General features: G+C 68.5%; 19 protein-coding genes. 12 read left to right on the forward strand and 7 right to left on the reverse strand.

Going from position 1 to position 17932, the window contains the following annotated elements; translation table 11 throughout:
* Nucleotides 1-102: 102 nt before the first annotated feature.
* On the reverse strand, nucleotides 103-525 hold the full coding sequence (locus D3218_RS01070) for an RT0821/Lpp0805 family surface protein (protein WP_245414868.1): 423 nt from the start codon (nucleotides 523-525) through the stop codon (nucleotides 103-105).
* 76 nt (nucleotides 526-601) lie between these two features.
* Between D3218_RS01070 and pdxH the strand changes: the two genes are divergently transcribed.
* On the forward strand, nucleotides 602-1219 hold the full coding sequence (gene pdxH, locus D3218_RS01075) for a pyridoxamine 5'-phosphate oxidase (RefSeq protein WP_119538047.1): 618 nt from the start codon (nucleotides 602-604) through the stop codon (nucleotides 1217-1219).
* A 30-nt stretch (nucleotides 1220-1249) separates the two neighbouring features.
* Here the strand turns inward: pdxH and D3218_RS01080 are convergent, their stop codons facing one another.
* Both D3218_RS01080 and D3218_RS01085 read right to left on the reverse strand, forming a co-directional pair.
* On the reverse strand, nucleotides 1250-2665 hold the full coding sequence (locus D3218_RS01080; protein ID WP_119538457.1) for a TldD/PmbA family protein: 1416 nt from the start codon (nucleotides 2663-2665) through the stop codon (nucleotides 1250-1252).
* 87 nt (nucleotides 2666-2752) lie between these two features.
* Nucleotides 2753-3391 carry an invasion associated locus B family protein gene (locus D3218_RS01085; RefSeq protein ID WP_425359277.1) on the reverse strand — a complete coding sequence of 213 codons (639 nt, stop codon included), beginning with the start codon at nucleotides 3389-3391 and terminating at the stop codon, nucleotides 2753-2755.
* A gap of 182 nt (nucleotides 3392-3573) precedes the next feature.
* Between D3218_RS01085 and coxB the strand changes: the two genes are divergently transcribed.
* The 10 genes from coxB to rnhA all read left to right on the forward strand — a co-directional run bounded on the left by coxB (nucleotide 3574) and on the right by rnhA (nucleotide 12374).
* A complete protein-coding gene (gene coxB / locus D3218_RS01090; protein ID WP_119538049.1) occupies nucleotides 3574-4518 on the forward strand; it encodes a cytochrome c oxidase subunit II in 945 nt (314 codons plus the stop codon).
* Nucleotides 4519-4541: 23 nt separating this feature from the next.
* A complete protein-coding gene (ctaD, locus tag D3218_RS01095) occupies nucleotides 4542-6140 on the forward strand; it encodes a cytochrome c oxidase subunit I (RefSeq protein ID WP_119538050.1) in 1599 nt (532 codons plus the stop codon).
* Between the two features lie 117 nt (nucleotides 6141-6257).
* A complete protein-coding gene (locus D3218_RS01100) occupies nucleotides 6258-7208 on the forward strand; it encodes a heme o synthase (RefSeq protein ID WP_119538051.1) in 951 nt (316 codons plus the stop codon).
* The gene (locus D3218_RS01105; RefSeq protein ID WP_119538052.1) at nucleotides 7198-7353 is read left to right on the forward strand and encodes a protoheme IX farnesyltransferase; all 156 of its coding nucleotides are present in this window, start codon (nucleotides 7198-7200) and stop codon (nucleotides 7351-7353) included. Before D3218_RS01100 ends, D3218_RS01105 begins: the two co-directional genes overlap by 11 nt.
* Nucleotides 7350-7961 (forward strand): cytochrome c oxidase assembly protein, encoded by a 612-nt coding sequence (locus D3218_RS01110; protein WP_119538053.1) that lies wholly within the window; start codon nucleotides 7350-7352, stop codon nucleotides 7959-7961. The genes D3218_RS01105 and D3218_RS01110 overlap by 4 nt, the downstream gene beginning before the upstream one ends.
* Nucleotides 7962-8071: 110 nt before the next feature.
* Nucleotides 8072-8950, forward strand: a complete 879-nt coding sequence (locus D3218_RS01115) for a cytochrome c oxidase subunit 3 (protein ID WP_119538054.1) — start codon at nucleotides 8072-8074, stop codon at nucleotides 8948-8950.
* A 72-nt stretch (nucleotides 8951-9022) separates the two neighbouring features.
* A complete protein-coding gene (locus tag D3218_RS01120; protein ID WP_245414870.1) occupies nucleotides 9023-9832 on the forward strand; it encodes an SURF1 family protein in 810 nt (269 codons plus the stop codon).
* Nucleotides 9795-10928, forward strand: coding sequence for a 4-hydroxy-3-methylbut-2-enyl diphosphate reductase (ispH, locus tag D3218_RS01125; RefSeq protein ID WP_119538056.1), 1134 nt, complete (start codon nucleotides 9795-9797; stop codon nucleotides 10926-10928). Before D3218_RS01120 ends, ispH begins: the two co-directional genes overlap by 38 nt.
* A gap of 1 nt (nucleotide 10929) precedes the next feature.
* Nucleotides 10930-11910 (forward strand): homoserine kinase, encoded by a 981-nt coding sequence (locus D3218_RS01130; protein WP_119538057.1) that lies wholly within the window; start codon nucleotides 10930-10932, stop codon nucleotides 11908-11910.
* Nucleotides 11907-12374, forward strand: a complete 468-nt coding sequence (gene rnhA, locus D3218_RS01135; RefSeq protein WP_119538058.1) for a ribonuclease HI — start codon at nucleotides 11907-11909, stop codon at nucleotides 12372-12374. The genes D3218_RS01130 and rnhA overlap by 4 nt, the downstream gene beginning before the upstream one ends.
* Before the next feature lie 3 nt (nucleotides 12375-12377).
* Here rnhA and D3218_RS01140 read toward each other — a convergent pair whose 3' ends face one another.
* Nucleotides 12378-12863 carry a peroxiredoxin gene (locus D3218_RS01140; RefSeq protein WP_119538059.1) on the reverse strand — a complete coding sequence of 162 codons (486 nt, stop codon included), beginning with the start codon at nucleotides 12861-12863 and terminating at the stop codon, nucleotides 12378-12380.
* A 43-nt stretch (nucleotides 12864-12906) separates the two neighbouring features.
* Nucleotides 12907-13689, reverse strand: coding sequence for a protein-disulfide reductase DsbD domain-containing protein (locus tag D3218_RS01145; protein WP_168990378.1), 783 nt, complete (start codon nucleotides 13687-13689; stop codon nucleotides 12907-12909).
* 87 nt (nucleotides 13690-13776) lie between these two features.
* Here D3218_RS01145 and D3218_RS01150 point away from each other — a divergent pair, with 87 nt between their 5' ends.
* Nucleotides 13777-14373, forward strand: a complete 597-nt coding sequence (locus D3218_RS01150; protein WP_245414872.1) for a YqgE/AlgH family protein — start codon at nucleotides 13777-13779, stop codon at nucleotides 14371-14373.
* A gap of 19 nt (nucleotides 14374-14392) precedes the next feature.
* On the opposite strand, the gene D3218_RS01155 is transcribed toward D3218_RS01150, so the two are convergent.
* A complete protein-coding gene (locus tag D3218_RS01155) occupies nucleotides 14393-17284 on the reverse strand; it encodes an EAL domain-containing protein (protein ID WP_119538061.1) in 2892 nt (963 codons plus the stop codon).
* A gap of 38 nt (nucleotides 17285-17322) precedes the next feature.
* Nucleotides 17323-17931, reverse strand: coding sequence for a GNAT family N-acetyltransferase (locus D3218_RS01160; RefSeq protein WP_119538062.1), 609 nt, complete (start codon nucleotides 17929-17931; stop codon nucleotides 17323-17325).
* Nucleotide 17932: the final 1 nt, after the last annotated feature.

Below are 17932 nucleotides of genomic sequence, written 5' to 3' on the forward strand. Positions count from 1 at the left end.
GGGCATCATCGGGAATCGCCCGGTGGGCCGGGCGACGGTCGTTTATATGGCTAGCTCTCGCGCGAAATTGAAGTGGGACGCGCCGATCGGCGCCCCGGCGCCCTACTGGTCTTCGGAGAAGCGCGTCAGCGTCCACTCGCCCTGGCCGGTGGTGCAGGCCTCGCCGTCGTAGAGGGCCACGCCGTCGAATCGCTGGCGCGACGTCTTGAACTGGCGGCACACGGCGTCGCCGGCCCGCGTTTCCCGAATCGCCGTGATGGTGCCGCTGGCACCGGTGTCGGCGTTCGACCAGGCGAGGGGGGCGGTATCCATCTTGGCGATGTCGGCCGCCGAGACGGCGTTGCGCACCGTGCGGCTGTCCGAGAGCGTGTCGGCCGCCGCCGCCGGATCCACCGGGGGAATCGATGCTGTGGTGATGCTCCGATCGACGGCGACCTCTTCCAGCGCCTTGCCGCTGATCACCGTGCAGCCCGACAGGCTCGCCACGACGAGACAGGCGAGGGCGAGGCGCGTTCCTTCCATCATCGAAACTCGGCCTTTGCCGCCGGAAGGACCTGACGTAGGAACCGGCGGATCATCATTCGGAAAATCGGACCCAAGAATGAACAAGTCGACCTTAATGTTCGGTGAAGGCGGTTTGCCGCTGGACCCTTACGAAGCCCTGGCGATCTGGCTCCGGGACGCGGAGGAGACGGAGATCAACGACCCGACGGCGATGGCGCTGGCCAGCGTCGACGCCGATGGTCTGCCCGATGTGCGGATGGTGCTCCTGAAGGGGTTCGACGCGCGGGGACTCGTGTTCTACACCAATTTCGAAAGCCGCAAAGGGGAACAGATCCTGGCCAGCCGCAAGGCCGCCCTCTGCATGCATTGGAAGAGCCGGCGGCGGCAGTTCCGCGCTCGCGGGCCGGTGGAGATCGTCACGCAGGACGAGGCGAACGCCTATTTCGAGGGACGTCCCCACGGCAGCCGCATCGGTGCCTGGGCCTCGCAGCAGAGCCGGCCGCTGGCGAGCCGCGCCGTGCTGGAAGCGCAGGTCGCCGAGGTCGAGGCCACCTACGGAGAGGACGTGCCGCGCCCCCCGCACTGGTCGGGTTTCCGCATCATGCCGACCGAGATCGAGTTCTGGCAGGACGGCGAGTTCCGCCTGCACGACCGGTTCCGCTTCGAGCGGGCCGCCGGCACGCGCGAATGGGCGATCGAGCGGCTCTATCCCTGAGCCGACAGGCCGCCGGATGGACGCAGGGCGTCACGCCTCCGTGCCGCCCACGGTCATCTGATCCATGCGCAGGTGAGGCTGGCCGACGCCGACCGGCACCCATTGGCCGGACTTGCCGCAATTGCCGATCCCGAGATCGAGCGCGGCGTCGTTGCCCACCATCGAGACGCGATGCATCGCGTCCGGCCCGTTGCCGATCAGCATGGCGCCCTTCAAGGGCTCGCACACCTTGCCGTCACGGATGCGGTAGGCCTCGGTGCAGTTGAACACGAACTTGCCGGAGGTGATGTCCACCTGTCCGCCGTTGAAAGACACGGCATAGACGCCGTCCTTGACGGAGGCCAGGATCTCCTCGGGCGCGTGCGGCCCGTTCAGCATCATCGTGTTGGTCATGCGCGGCATCGGCGCGTGCGCGAAGGACTGGCGGCGTCCGTTGCCGGTCGCCTCCATGCCCATCAGCCGGGCGTTCTGCCGGTCCTGCATGTAGTTCACGAGCTTGCCGTCCTCGATCAGCACCGTCCGGTTGGTGGGCGTGCCCTCGTCGTCGACCGACAGCGACCCGCGCCGTTCGGCGATCGTGCCGTCGTCCACGACGGTCACACCGCGCGCGGCGACCTGCTGCCCGAGCAGGCCGGAGAAGGCCGAGGTCTTCTTGCGGTTGTAGTCGCCTTCCAGGCCGTGGCCCACCGCCTCGTGCAGCATGACGCCCGGCCAGCCCGCGGCCAGCACGGTGTCGAACGTGCCGGCCGGAGCCGGGACGGCCTCGAGGTTGAGCCGCGCCTGACGCAGCGCCTCGTCGGCAATGGCGCGCCAGCCGCCGCCATCCAGCAGGCGGAGGAACCCGTGCCGTCCGCCAGCGCCGCCCGAGCCGCTCTCCTGCCGGTCGCCCCGCCCGGCGACCACGGAGACGTTGAGCCGGACGAGCGGGCGAACGTCCCGCACGAGGCGCCCGTCCGATCGGAGGATCTCCACGACCTGCCACTGCGAGGCGAGCGACACGCTGACCTGCCGTACGGCTTCGTCCGTTCCGCGAAGATAGGCGTCGATCTCGGCGAGAAGCTTCACCTTTTCAGCGAAGGACGGCTCGGGAATCGGGTTTTCGGCGCCGTAGAGATGACGGTTCGTGCCCTTGGGGGATTCGGCGGCGACGCCCGAATGGCCGGCGCGCACCGCGCCCACCGCCGAGGCGGCGCGCCCGAGCGCGGCGGCCGACAGGTCGCCGGAATGGGCGAAGCCGATCGCCTCGCCCGCGACGCAGCGCAGGCCGAATCCCTGCTCGGTCGAGAAGTCGCCGGCCTTCAGCCGCCCGTTGTCGAACAGGAGAGATTCCTGCTCGCGATATTCCATGAAGAGTTCGCCGTCGTCCGCGCCGTGCAGCGTCCGGGAGACGACGCCTTCCACTTCCGCGCGCGACAGGTCGAAGAGGTCGATCAGGGAAGAAGCCATCATCCGCTCCGCTGGCCTTCGATGTGTCCGGCACAGATAGGCGGGCGGGCCGGCGATGTCACGCCGCGGGGGCGGGCGGGGCCGGCGTCAGGGCAGCGCGTCGAACCCCTCGCGGAAACCGTTCAGGTCCACCGGGATGCCGATTCCCTCCTCGGGAGTCTGGAACACGATGAAGGTGGCGGACTTGCCGGTCGACAACGTGTCGCGCAGCGTGTCCTCCAGGATCACCTCGGCATAGCAGCCGTCCTCGAAGCAGCGCACGAACTGGGCGCGGCCGATGTCCTTGCCGTCCACGTAGAGGCCGAGGCCGTTGGGCAGGAGGATGCCGAGGGGGGCGAGCACGCGCAGGATGCGCGCCTTGCCGTCCGCCGTCTTCAGCGCGAGGACCGAAAGCCCGACCTCGGGCCGGTCCTCCGCGACGACGTTCTGCAGGAGGGCGCACTGCTCGCCCGCCGCGCCGGCCGGCTGGTCGCACACCACAGCCCAGGCCCCGTGCTGCGACTTGACCGTGCCGGTCTGCGCCTGCGCTGCGGCGGTCAAGAGGAAGGGGAGGGCGGCCAGCGCCGTGGCGATCTTGAGCTTCATCGTTTCCTTCCAGGCACGGGCCGGCGGGCTGCAGGCGGCTCCGCTTCCGTGCGCGAAATTAACCAACGCCTCCCGCCGCGTCGAGCCTGCGCCGCCAGCTTCGGGCAACGCTCCGCCCGCCGCGCGGATCGGCTGCAACATTCGCACTATGTCGCAAGGAGTCGTGTCGCCCGCTTGTTGCGAAAGGGGCGGTTTCATGGTTGAAGCGCACGAGGTACCTGCACATTAGCGGCATTCGATTTTGCGGCCCATGCGCCCCGATCCGATCCCGTGATAGGGTCGCGGACCGTGGGAAGAAAAGCCTGCCACGAGGGAGAGCATTCGTGAAGAGACCAGCCCTAGCAGCCGCCGTGCTGGCCGGCTCGACCCTGGTGGCCCGCGCGCAGGAAGGCGCGCTGCATCCCGGCCAGCCGCATCCCTGGCAGATCAATCTGCAGGAGGCCCTGTCCCCGATCGAGGCGCAGATCCACTGGTTTAGCGCCTACACCCTCTGGTTCCTGATTCCGGTCGTCATCCTCGTCGCCGCCCTGCTGGCCTGGGTCGCGTTCCGCTACAGCGAGAAGCGCAACCCGACGCCCTCGCGCACCAGCCACAACACGGTCATCGAGGTCATCTGGACCCTCGCGCCGGTGCTCATCCTCCTGTGCCTCGCCATCCCCTCGTTCCAGCTCCTGACCGCGCAGTACAATCCGCCGCGCGAGCCCGAGCTGACGGTGAAGGCGACGGGTTATCAATGGTACTGGGGCTACGAGTACCAGCCGGCCGAGACGGTGGCCGCCGCGAGCTCGGCCGCCGCAGGTACCGAGGCGAACCCGGCCCCGCCGGCCGCAGAACCCGTGTCGTTCCTGTCGTATCCGTTGACGGAAGAGGCGCGCACCGCCGCCGGCAAGGAAGACCGCGCGGCCTATCCGCGGCTCCTCGCCGTGGACAACGAGATGGTGGTGCCCGTCAACACGGTGGTCCGCCTCCTCGCGACGGGCGGCGACGTGATCCATTCCTTCGCCATGCCGTCGATGGGCGTGAAGGTGGACGCCGTGCCCGGCCGCATCAACGAATACTGGTTCGAGGCGGACCGCGAGGGCCTCTTCTACGGCCAGTGCTCCGAGCTGTGCGGCCGCGACCACTACAACATGCCGATCGCCATGCGCGTGGTGAGCCAGGAGCAGTTCGCGACCTGGCTCGCGGCCGCCCGCGAGAACCTTGAAAACGCCAACGCTCAGCTGACCGCCGAAATCGCTTCCGCGAACTCGGTCGTGGCGCAGCGCTGAACCCCCTTCCAGGGAACATCCCCATGGCTCATGCAGCTTCCCACGACGCGCATCCCCACCATCCGACCGGGTGGGTGCGCTGGGTCAACTCCACCAACCACAAAGACATCGGCATCCTCTACCTGATCTTCGCGATCGTCGCGGGTCTGATCGGCGGCAGCCTTTCGGTGGCGATCCGCGCCGAGCTCCAGGAGCCGGGCCTTCAGATCTTCGGCAACCCGCAGATCTTCAACGTCTTCACCACGGCCCACGGCCTGGTGATGGTGTTCTTCATGGTCATGCCCGCGCTGATCGGCGGCTTCGGCAACTACTTCGTGCCGATCATGATCGGCGCGCCGGACACCGCATTTCCGCGCGTCAACAACATCGCCTTCTGGCTGCTGCCGCCCTCGCTGCTGCTGCTGATCCTGTCGATGTTTGTGGAGGGCGCGCCGGGCGCCAACGGCGCGGGCACCGGCTGGACGCTGTATCCGCCGCTGTCGACGGTCGGCCATCCCGGCCCCGCGGTGGATCTCGCGATCTTCGCGCTGCACCTGTCGGGCGCCTCGTCGATCCTGGGTGCGATCAACATGATCACCACCATCCTCAACATGCGCGCGCCGGGCATGACGCTGCACAAGATGCCGCTGTTCGCCTGGTCGCAGCTCGTGACCGCGTTCCTGCTGCTCCTGTCGCTGCCCGTGCTCGCCGGCGCCATCACGATGGTGCTGACCGACCGCAACTTCGGCACCACCTTCTTCGCCCCCGAGGGCGGCGGCGACCCGATCCTTTACCAGCACCTGTTCTGGTTCTTCGGTCACCCCGAAGTCTACATCATGATCCTGCCGGCCTTCGGCATCGTGTCGCACATCATCTCGACCTTTTCGCGCAAGCCGGTCTTCGGCTATCTCGGCATGGCCTACGCCATGGTCGCGATCGGCGTGGTCGGCTTCGTGGTGTGGGCGCACCACATGTACACCACGGGCATCTCGCTCAACACGCAGCGCTACTTCGTGTTCGCCACGATGGTGATCGCGGTGCCGACCGGCATCAAGATCTTCTCCTGGATCGCGACGATGTGGGGCGGCTCGCTTCGCTTCACGACGCCGATGCTCTGGTCGATCGGCTTCATCTTCCTGTTCACCGTGGGCGGCGTCACCGGCGTGAAGCTCGCCAACGCCGGCATGGACCGCGTGCTGCACGACACCTACTATGTCGTGGCGCACTTCCACTACGTGCTGTCGCTCGGCGCCGTGTTCGCGATCTTCGCGGGCTGGTACTACTGGTTCCCGAAGATGAGCGGCTACATGTACAACGAGACGCTCGGCAAGGTGCACTTCTGGGTCATGTTCGTGGGCGTGAACCTCGTGTTCTTCCCGCAGCACTTCCTGGGTGCCGCCGGCATGCCGCGCCGCTACGCCGACTATCCGGACGCCTTCGCCGGCTGGAACTTCGTGTCCTCGATGGGCTCCTACATCTCGGGCCTGTCGGTGATCCTGTTCCTCTACATCGTCTACGAGGCCTTTGCCCGGAAGCGTATCGCCGGGGCCAATCCCTGGGGCGTGGGCGCCACGACGCTGGAATGGCACCTGTCGTCGCCGCCGCCGTTCCACCAGTGGGAAGAGCTGCCGCGCATCCGCTGACCGGCGGCCGAGAAGATCGATCCCGGCTCCGGCCGGGATCACCCGTCTGAACCATCGGCCACGGTTCGTGGCGCCCTCGTCGGCGCCCCGCGCCCGCCGATCGGATCCGCGAGAGGCATGACGTTGAGCGCCATCGATTTTTCCGCTGCGAGCGAAGCGCGTCCCGGCATCAGCCTGGCCGAGCCGGGCGACTACTTCGCCCTTCTCAAGCCGCGCGTGATGTCGCTCGTGGTTCTCACCGCCGCGACCGGTCTCCTCGCGGCGCCTGCCGGCATGAACCCGGTGCTCGCCTTTGTGTCGCTTCTTGCCATCGCGCTGGGCGCCGGGGGCTCTGGCGCTCTGAACATGTGGTACGACCGCGACATCGACCGCGTCATGACCCGCACCGCCGGGCGCCCGGTTCCCTCCGGCCGCGTCGCGCCGGAGAACGCGCTCGCCTTCGGTCTCGCGCTGTCGGTCTTCTCCGTGATGCTGCTGGGCTTGGCCGCCAACTGGTTCGCGGCCGCCTTCCTCGCCTTCACCATCGCCTTCTACGCCGTGTTCTACACGATGTGGCTGAAGCGGAGCACCGCGCAGAACATCGTCATCGGCGGCGCCGCCGGCTCGTTCCCGCCGATGGTCGCCTGGGCGGCCGCGACGGGCGGCGTATCCTGGGAAGGCTTCGTGCTTTTCCTCGTCATCTTCCTCTGGACGCCGCCGCACTTCTGGGCGCTTGCGCTCTTCAAGATGAAGGACTATGGCGCCGCCGGCATCCCGATGCTGCCGAACGTCGCGGGCGAACGCTCGACGCGGCGCCACATCTTCGCCTATTCGCTCGTCCTCGCGCCGGTGGGCGTCCTGCCCGCCGTGCTCGGCTTCGCCAGCCCCGTCTATGGCGTCGTCGCCGCGCTGCTGGGACTGAACTTCGTCCGCCTCGCGCACCGCGTGCTGCGCATGCCGGACGGCGACGTCGCGATGGTGCCGGCCAAGCGTCTCTTCGCCTTCTCGATCCTCTATCTCTTCGCGCTGTTCGCATGGCTTCTGGCGGAGGGCGTGCTGAGCCATGTCTGGGGGCTGCATGTCGCCTGATGTCCGCGACGAGACCGTCCGCCTGACGGACGCCGAGGCGCGCGCCCGCCGCCGCCGGTCGCTGGCGATCGGCCTGGTGCTGGCTGTGCTCGTCGTCCTGTTCTACGTCGTCAGCCTGTTCCGCATCGCAGGAGGGGGCGCGTGAGCGCCGGTCCTCGCCGCACGCCCGCGGAAGCGGCGCGCCACGCCCGTACGATCGCGCTCGGCTGCGGGCTGTTCGTCTTCGGCATGGTCGGCGCCGCCTATGCTTCCGTCCCGCTCTACAAGCTGTTCTGTCAGGTGACCGGCTACGGCGGCACCACGCAGCGCGCCGAGACGGCCTCCACCACGGTGGTGGACCAGCCCGTCACCGTTCGCTTCGACGCCAACGCGTCGGCGCAGGTGCCCTGGACCTTCCAGCCGCTGGAGCGCCAGATCACGCTGAAGCTCGGCGAGACGCGCCAGACCGCCTATCGGGTGCGCAACCGTTCGGACAGGGCGGTGACCGCCCAGGCCACGTTCAACGTGACCCCGCTGACGGCGGGCATCTACTTCAACAAGGTGCAGTGCTTCTGCTTCACCGAGCAGACGCTGAAGCCGGGCGAGGAGGTCGACATGCCGGTCGTGTTCTTCGTCGATCCGGCGATCCGCGACGATCCGGACCTCGAGGAGGTGCCGACCATCACCCTGTCCTATACGTTCTTCCCGGTGGCGGATCCGAAGACGCCGGTCGCATCGGCGACGAAGGACGCGGGCGCGGCGCAGGGGCTATGACGAAACCGCCGGAACGTCGGGGGACGGAACGGCGGCGGACAACGGGAATTTGACATCCAGCCGCATAGGCTGCCCAAATCCGGGGCGATGCGGGACAAGTGGGACGGACCATGGCTGACACGCATATCAAGCATCACGACTACCACGTCATCGAGCCCAGCCCTTGGCCGTTCGTCGCCTCCGTCGGCGCGTTCTTCCTCCTGTTCGGCGCGGTGGGCCTGTTCCGCTTCGTGGCGGGAACGCCGTTCAACATCTTCGGCATGAATCTCGCGACGCCGTGGATCTTCGCGATCGGTCTCGCCATCGTCCTCTACACGATGTTCGCCTGGTGGTCGGACACGATCAAGGAAAGCCACGAGGGGCACCACACGCCCGTCGTGTCGCTGCACCTGCGCTACGGCATGATCATGTTCATCGCCTCCGAGGTGATGTTCTTCGTGGCGTGGTTCTGGGCCTTCTTCGACGCCAGCCTGTTCCCGCACGAGGCGGTGCAGGCGGCTCGCGTCCAGGCGCTGGGCGGCCAGTGGCCGCCGGTCGGCATCGCGGTGATCGACCCGCTGCACCTGCCGCTCTTCAACACGATCACGCTGCTCCTGTCCGGCACAACCGCGACCTGGGCGCACCATGCGATGCTGGAGAACGACCGCAAGTCGCTGATCACCGGGCTCGCGCTGACCGTCGCCCTCGGCGCGATCTTCTCCTACGTCCAGTTCTATGAATACGCCCATGCCCCGTTCGCCTTCTCCGGGTCGATCTACGGCGCGACCTTCTTCATGGCGACGGGCTTCCACGGCTTCCACGTCTTCGTCGGCGTAATCTTCCTCGCCGTCTGCCTGCTGCGCGCGATCCGGGGCCATTTCACCCCGTCCAAGCACTTCGGCTTCGAGGCTGCCGCCTGGTACTGGCATTTCGTCGACGTGGTGTGGCTCTTCCTGTTCTTCGCCGTCTACGTGTGGGGCGGCTGGGGCGCCGAGATCCACCACGGCTGACGCGCCGTCGGGACGGAAACCGAAAAGCGGCCGCGACCCGGCCGCTTTTTTCGTTGAAGGGGACATGCACGGGTGGACAAAACGGCGATGGGCGCGGGCGAGGCGGCGGACGGAGATGAAGGCGGAGCGGCCCGCCCGCTGACGCGCGGCCGCATCGCGGCCGTGGTCGTCCTGTGCCTCGCAGGCATCGCGATCCTCGTGTCGCTCGGCACCTGGCAGGTCGAGCGGCTGTTCTGGAAGCGCGACCTGATCGCCACCATCGACGCGCGCATTCACGCGGCCCCCGTCGACGTGTCCGACCTCGCACGACGCGCGGCCGCCGGCGAGGACATCGACTACGTGCCGGTGCGCGCCACGGGGCGGTTCCTGCACGACGGCGAGCGCTACTTCCTCGCCACGCGAGAGGGCGAGGCCGGCTGGCACGTCCTGACGCCGCTTGCGCTCGAGGACGGCTCCGTCGTCTTCGTGAACCGCGGCTTCGTGCCCTACGAGCGCAAGGACAAGGCGACGCGCGCGGGCGGCAATCCGCCCGGCGACGTCACGGTGGCGGGGCTCGCACGGGCGGCCCCGACCGCCAAGCCGAACTGGTTCGTGCCCGACAACGACCCGGCGAAGAACGCGTTCTTCTGGCGCAGCGTGCCCGAGATGGCGCAAGGGCTCGACCTCCCGGCCGGCAGCCGTCTCCTGCCGTTCCTGATCGACGCGGGCGAGGGGCAGGTCGGGCCCGAGGCGCCGATCGGCGGCACCACCGTGATCGACATTCCCAACAGCCATCTGGAATACGCGATCACCTGGTTCAGCCTGGCCTTCGCCCTTCTGGTGATCTTCGTCCTCTTCCTGGTTCATGTCTTCCGGCTGCGGGGTGCGGGGCGCCAGGGGTGAGGCGCCAGGGTTGACAGGGGCCCCCCCGATCCCTTCATTCGCGCCGAATGCTTCCCTGGAGACGACGTTGACAGCGATCGAGGACAAGCCGCCCCTCACGATCCGCCTGTGCGAGCCGCGCGGCTTCTGCGCCGGCGTCGACCGCGCGATCCAGATCGTGGTGCTGGCGCTGAAGCGCTACGGCGCGCCGGTCTATGTCCGCCACGAGATCGTGCACAACAAATTCGTGGTGGACGGGCTTCGGGACATGGGCGCGGTCTTCGTGAAGGAACTCGACGCCATCCCGGACGACGGCCAGCCGGTCGTGTTCTCCGCCCATGGCGTGCCGAAGACCGTGCCGGCCGAGGCCGAGCGGCGCGAGTTGCTCTATCTCGATGCGACCTGTCCGCTGGTCTCCAAGGTCCACAAGCAGGCTCTCCGCCACATGCGGCTCGGACGGCAGGTGCTGCTGATCGGCCATCGCGGCCATCCCGAGGTCGTCGGGACGATGGGCCAGCTTCCCGAGGGCGCCGTGACGCTGATCGAGACGGAGGAGGACGTCGCCGCCTTCGATCCGCCCGATCCCGCCGCGCTCGGCTTCGTGACCCAGACAACGCTTTCGGTCGAGGACACGGCGGGCATCATCGAGGCGCTGCAGCTGAAGTTCCCGGCGATGCAGGCCCCGTCCTCGGAATCGATCTGCTACGCCACCACCAACCGTCAGGACGCCGTGAAGGCCTCGGCGTCCGGCGCCGACCTCTTCCTGATCGTCGGCGCGCCCAACTCCTCCAACTCCCGCAGGCTGGTGGAGGTCGCCGAGCGCGCCGGCGCTCGCCGCGCGCTGTTGGTGCAGGGGCGACAGGACGTCCCGATCGATACGATCGCGCCGGGATCGGTGATCGGCATGTCGGCCGGTGCCTCGGCGCCCGAGGTGCTGACCGACGAGATCATCGCCGCGCTGCGAGAGCGCTTCGCGGTGCGCATCGAGCTGGTCCAGACCGCGATCGAGAACGAGAACTTCCCCGTGATGCGCGCCCTGCGCGACGTGCCGCTGACCTCGGCCGACATGGCCTTCGTCAATGGCGACCGGCCGCTCCCCAACGTGAGGCAGGGCTGAGATGGCCGTATACACCGACGTCCTCGAGGGCGATCTCGCCGCGTTCCTGTCGCGCTACGACGTGGGGCGTCTCCTCAGCTACAAGGGCATCGCCGAGGGGGTCGAGAACTCCAACTTCCTCGTGCGCACCGAGGGCGGCACCTTCATCCTGACGCTATACGAGAAGCGCGTGGACCGCGCCGATCTGCCGTTCTTCATCGGGCTTCTGGAACACTTGGCCGCACGCGGCCTGTCCTGCCCGCTTCCCGTGCAGCCGCGCGACGGGCGCACGCTCGGCGAGCTCGCCGGGCGACCGGCCGCGCTCTTCACCTTCCTGGAGGGCATGTGGACCCGGCGGCCCGCGGCCGACCACTGCCGCGACGTCGGTCGCGCGCTCGCCGACCTCCACGCCAAGTCGGCGGATTTCGCCATGTCGCGCGCCAACGCGCTGTCGGTCGCGGGCTGGCGTCCGCTGTTCCGGGGCTGCGGCGCCGAGGCGGACAAGGTGTCCGACGGGCTGAACGCGGAGATCGCCGCCGAACTCGCCCATCTGGAGGCGAACTGGCCGTCGGATCTGCCGCGCGGCGTCATCCACGCCGATCTCTTCCCGGACAACGTCTTCTTCCTGAGGGGCGAGCTGTCCGGGCTGATCGACTTCTATTTCGCCTGCAACGACATCCTCGTTTACGACCTCGCGATCTGCCTGTGCGCCTGGTGCTTCGAGCTGGACGGGGCGTTCAACGTGACCAAGGGGCGCGCGATGATCGAGGGTTACGACGGCGCGCGGCCGCTGTCCGACGCCGAGCTGGCGGCCTTGCCGCTCCTGGCGCGGGGTGCCTCGCTGCGCTTCCTGCTGACGCGGCTCTACGACTGGATCCACATCCCCGACACGTCCTTCGTGACCAAGAAGGACCCGCGCGAGTATCTGCGGAAGAACCGCTTCCATCGCGGGGTGGCCTCGGTGGCGGACTACGGCTTCCAGAAGCGCGGGGCGGCGGCATGAGCGAGGCGACGAAGGTCGACATCTTCACGGACGGCGCCTGTTCGGGCAATCCCGGCCCGGGCGGCTGGGGCGCCATCCTGCGCTTCGGCGAGACGGAGAAGGAGCTGTCCGGCGGGGAGGCGATGACGACCAACAACCGGATGGAGCTACTGGCGGCGATCGAGGGCCTCGGCGCGCTCAAGCGCGGCTGCTCGGTGCATCTGCATTCGGACTCGCAGTACCTGCGCGACGGGATCACCAAATGGATCCACGGCTGGAAGCGCAACGGCTGGCGCACGGCGGACAAGAAGCCCGTGAAGAACGCCGAGCTGTGGCAGCGGCTCGACGCGGAGCGGCAGCGCCACGAGGTGACGTTCCATTGGGTGCGCGGCCATGCCGGCCACGTGGAGAACGAGCGGGCCGACGCGCTGGCGCGCGCCGGCATGGAGCCCTTCAAGCGAGCGCGCCGGCCGGTCGCCGGCTGAGGCTCAGAGCTGCGCGAGCAGGGCCTCGGCCGACGACGCGTCGGCCTGGCCCGGCGCGGCCTCGACGTTGAGCTGGCGCACCACGCCGTCCTCCACCAGCATCGAGTAGCGCTTGGAGCGCAGGCCGAGGCCTCCGGCCGACAGGTCGGCATCGAGGCCGACGGCCTTCGCGAACTCGCCGTTTCCGTCGGACAGGAACAGGATGCGGTCGCCCGCCTCGGTGGCTTTCTTCCAGGCCTTCATGACGTGGACGTCGTTGACCGCGACCACGGCGATCGTATCGACGCCCTTGGCGCGTAGCGCCTCGTTGTTTTCCAGAAAACCCGGCAGGTGGTTCATCGTGCAGGTGGGCGTGAAGGCGCCCGGCACGGCGAACAGAACCACGCGCTTGCCCGAGAAGACGTCGCCCGTGGTGGCGGTGGTCGGGCCGTCCTCGCCGGGCACGCGGAAGGAGGCGTCCGGCAGGCGCTCGCCGATGGAGATGGTCATGGGGCAATCCCTTCTTGTCGGGACCGATGGCGCCGGCTGCGACTCAGCGCGGCGCGACCGGTACGGCGCGGGATAGTTGCGCGCTCTCGCCCGCCGTCAACAGGATATCGACGCGCGCGGCGTCCGGCGCGTTCGGTGGGCGGGAGAGGACGGGAAGGGAAAGCTCCTCCGCCCCGTCGCTCCCCTCCGTCACCGGCGGTCCGAACGCCCAACCGTCGCCCGCCGAAACGAAGGCATCGAGCGGGACGCCGCCGGCCCCGTGGGCGAGAGCGAAGCGGAGCGAGCCGCCGTCTGCGCTCCAGCGCGCGGCCGTCGGAGCAAGCAGCCCGGTTTCCGCGGGCGCGGTGCTCTCGGCGCGCGCCACCAACGCCCGGTCCGACAGCCGGTCGCTCGGCAGCGCCTCGAGCACCGCCTGGAGCGGCACGCACAGCTCCCGGCATATGCCGAGGAACGCGTCGAGCCGCAGCGTCGGGGCGGGGGTGTCCGCCCGGGCATGGATCGCGAACTCCACCGGCGCGTCGTAGCCGACGCTCTGCGCCTCGCCCTCCGCGAAGCGGATGGGCACGGGAAACGAAACGGTGGGGTCCGACACGCCCTCGCTGGCGGAGAAGTCCAGTCGCGGCGCAAGCCCGACCGGTCCGGGCGCGATCCAGTAGGTCTTCCAACCCGGATCGAGATCGAGGGCGAGCGCCGCCCGCATCCGGCCGTCCGCGTCCGGCAGCAGCGCCACGAGACGCAGCGTCACCCCGTCTGCGACGAACGTGTCCGTTCCCGCGAGGGCGGCGGGCGGAGGCGCGACGACCGCCGCAAGCGCGGCGGCAACCATCAACGCACGTCGGCCGGCGGCTCGAACGCCGACGCAGGTGCAAATCCGCCGTGACATGTCTATCTTCCTCCTATGGACCTGAAAAACATGCGTAGCCAATCCGACGACGACGCGCCCTCGCTGGAAGGGCATTTCCTGATCGCGATGCCGGGCATGCACGACGAGCGCTTCGCTCGTAGCGTGGTCTACGTCTGCGCGCATTCGCCGAACGGGGCGATGGGGTTCATCATCAACAAGGCGCAGCCCCTGAGCTTCGCCACGCTTCTCAAGCAGCTCGAGATCGTGGAGGACACCGACGAGATACGGCTCCCGCAGAAGGGGCGCGAGGTCTCGGTGTGCAACGGCGGGCCGGTGGAGCAGGGGCGGGGCTTCGTTCTCCATTCCGACGACTACGATTCGGACTCCACGGTCGAGGTGGACGACGGCATCTCGCTGACCCCGACGCTCGACATCCTCAAGGCCATCTCGCGGGGCGAAGGTCCTTCGAGCGCGATCATGGTGCTCGGCTATGCCGGATGGAGCGCCGGACAGCTCGAATCGGAAATCGCCGCCAACGGGTGGCTCACCTGCGCGGCGGACCTCGAGATCGTCTTCGCCAACGAACTCGATGCCAAGTACTCGCGCGCGCTGGCGATCCTCGGCGTCGATCCCGCGTTCCTGGCCACCGACGCCGGCCACGCCTGAACGGACGCGCGGCGCGCCGTCAGGCGGAGCCGCGCTTTCCCGCCCGCTCCTGAAGCCGGCGGCGCGCTTCTTCGGCGGTCAGCGGCTGCCCGTACATGAAGCTCTGGGCATATTCGCAGTTGAGCTTGCGCAGTTGCGCCGCGTCGGTGTCGTTGTCGACGCCTTCCGCCACCACGGCCAGCCCCAGCTCGTGCGCCATGGTCACGATCGAATGCACCAGGATGGAACGCTGCGGCACCTGGTCGCCGCGCAGGAACGACTGGTCGATCTTCAGCGTGTCGAACGGGAAGCGCATCAGGTAGGAGAGGGACGAATAGCCCGTCCCGAAGTCGTCCAGCGACAAGCCGACGCCCATCTCCTTCAGCCGCTCCAGAAGCTTGGCGGACCGCTCCGGGTTGTCCATGACGAGCGATTCCGTCAGCTCCAGCTTCAGCGTCTCCGGCGCGAGATGGTATCGCTTCAGGATCTGCCGCACGTCGTTGAGGAGATCCTGACGGATCAACTGCCGGCTGGAGATGTTGACCGAACAGAACAGCTTGGACTGGCCGGGCAGGCGCTGCCAGTCGGCAAGGCGGCGCGCCGCCTCGTCGAGCGCGAACTGGCCGAGCTGGACGATCAGGCCGGTGCTTTCCGCGAGCGGGATGAACTCGGTCGGCGAGACGAAGCCGCGCTTGGCGTGATTCCACCGCATCAGAGCCTCGAAGCCGGCGATCTCGCCGGTCGCGAGCTTCACGATGGGCTGGAACACCAGCGACAGCTCGTTGCGTCCGAAGGCGCGCCGCAGATCGGATTCCAGCTCCACGCGCCCGGAGCTGTAGGTTTTGAAGGCCGAGCGGAAGGGCTCGATGCGGTCGCCGCCCATCCGCTTGGCCTGGTACATGGCGAGCTCGGCCTCGCGCAGCACCTCGTCCGCACCCGCGCCCTCGGTCCAGCCGGTGAGGCCGACCGACGCCGTCAGGATGATGTCCTGGTTCGCGAAGGTGATCGGCGCGCGCACGGCGTCGCGCAGCGTCTCGGCGAAGGCGGCGACGGCCGCCACATCGCTTTCCGACATCAGGATCACGCCGAACTGGTCGCTCGACAGGCGGGCGAGCGAATCCTGCGGCCGCAGCACGCGCTTGAGCCGACGCCCGACGGTCAGGAGGATCGTGTCGCCCGTGGCCATGCCGAAATCGTCGTTGACCTGCTTGAACCGGTCGATATCCACCATGAACAGCGTCGGGCGCACGTCCTGCCGCGTCGCGGCGAGGCAGGAGATCGAGTCCAGCCGGTCGATGAAGAGCTCGCGGTTGGGCAGGCCCGTGAGCTGGTCGTGGAGCGCGTCGTGCAGGAGGCGCTCCTCGGCCTTCTTGCGCTCGGTCACGTCCTTGAGCGTGCCGACGCAGCGCACGACCTCGCCGTTGCTGCCGAGGACGGGGCGCGCCTGAAGGCTCATCCAGTGGTAATGGCCGTCGCCGCCCCGCACGCGGAAGTCCTGCGCGATGCGGCCCCGGCGATGCTCCAGGATCGTGTCGAGCGTGATCTTGAACCGGTCCCGGTCGTCGGGATGGAGGATCGGCAGCCAGTCGCGCGCCGGTCCGTTCATCGCCGACACGGGCATGCCGTCGAGCCCTTCCGTGTCGCAGCCGGCGAAGATGCGGTCGCGCGTCACGTCCCAGTCCCAGATCGCGTCGCCGGTTCCGGCCAGCGCCAGCGAGCGCCGCTCCATGTCCGACAGAAGGCCGCCGGCGAAGGATCCGCCCGCGAAGGCGTGCTGCATCACGGTGAAGCCGATCAGGAGCACGATCAGGACGAGACCGCCGCCCAGCGCGGGCTGGATGATGTCGTTGTCGATCCGTCCGGTGACGGTGAGCCAGCCGGCCGCGATCCAGACCACGATCAGCAGCCATGTCGGGATCAGCATGATGGCGCGGTCGAAGCGCATGGCCGACAGGTAGAGGATCAGGATCAGCCCGAAGCCCGCCGCGGCCGTCATCGACATGCGCGCGATGCCCGCCGCCATCGGCGGATCAAAGGCCGCCAGGACGCCGAGCGCACCCAGGCCCATGAGCCAGATCGCCGTAAAGGCCGACAGGATGCCGTGCCACCGGTTGAGGTTTAGGTAGGCGTAGAGGAACACCACGAGCGTGAAGGCGAGGGCGACCTCCGTGCCCGCGCGCCAGATCCGCTCCTGGCCCGGCACGATGGGCACGAGCTTCTGCCAGAAGTCGAAGTCGATGCAGATATAGGCCAGCACGGCCCAGGCGAGGGCGGCGGTGGCGGGAAACATCGGCGATCCCTTCACCACGAAGAGGATCGTCAGGAACACGGCCAGAAGGCCCGCGATGCCCAGAACGATGCCTCGATACAGGGTGAAGGCGTTGACCGTGTCCTTGTAGGCGTTCGGCTCCCACAGGCGAATCTCGGGCAGGCGGTCCGACGAGAGCTCAGCCACGAAGGTGATGATCGCGCCGGGATCGAGCGTGACCAGGAAGACGTCGGCTTCCGGGCTGTCCTGCCGGTCCAGCGCGAAACCCTCGGATGGGGTGATCGCCGCGATCCGCTGCGATCCGAGGTCCGGCCACAGGAAGCCGGAATTGGCGAGCCGGAAGTGCGGCGCCACGACGATGCGGTCGATCTGTTCGTCGGTGTTGTTGGCGAGCGCGAAGACGGCCCAGTCGCCCGACGGCTGCGGCGCGGTCGATTCGACCTCGATGCGCCGGACGATCCCGTCCGCGCCCGGCACGGTGGAGACCTGGAAGTTCTTGCCCCGGTCGCGGAAGATCTCCACCGCCGGCTCCAGGTCGATGGCGATGTCCTCGCGCCCGATCGAGACCGGCGAGAGCGCGTAGCCCGGCGTCGCCGCCAGCGATCCGATCAGGACGGCCAGCAGGAACAGGACTTGGCGTGCGAGGCGGAGACTGTGCGGCATCGAGCGCGTTCGGGCCTTTGTTCGCGGACGGTGGTCGGTCAGGTGGCGGACGGTGGGGCGCGGCCCGGCGCCCGATCCTCGGCCAGAAGCGAGTAGAGCAGGTGATCCTCCCAGACACCGGCGATTTTGAGGTACTGGCGAAGGTGACCTTCGCGCGAGAAGCCGGACTTCTCCAGAAGGCGGATCGAAGCCGCATTGCGCGGCAGGCATGCGGCCTCCAGACGGTGGAGGCGCAGCACGTCGAAGGCGAAACCCGAGACGGCGTGCACCGCCTGCGACATCACCCCGCGTCCGGCGAAGGGCTGGCCCATCCAGTAGCCCATCGTCCCGGTCTGGGCGACGCCCCGTTGGATGCGACCGAGCGTGAGCCCTCCCATCAGCACCGCCCCCTCCCGATCGAAGACGAAGTAGGTGTAGCCGGTCCTCTGCCGCGCATCCAGTCGGTAGCGGCGCAACCGGAGGCGGTAGGACGGGCGGCCGAGCTCGTCGTCGTTCCAGCTCGGCTCCCAGGGCGTCAGGAAGGCGCGGCTGCGCCCTCGCAGCTCCCGCCAGGCCTCGTAGTCCACGCCGCGCGGCGCGCGAAGAAGGATGCCAGGACCCGTCAGGACAGGCTGGGTCGAGGGCTGAACCCAGTCGAGGAACGCCATG

This window comes from Aureimonas flava (assembly GCF_003583935.1).
GTDB classification, from domain to species: domain Bacteria; phylum Pseudomonadota; class Alphaproteobacteria; order Rhizobiales; family Rhizobiaceae; genus Aureimonas; species Aureimonas flava.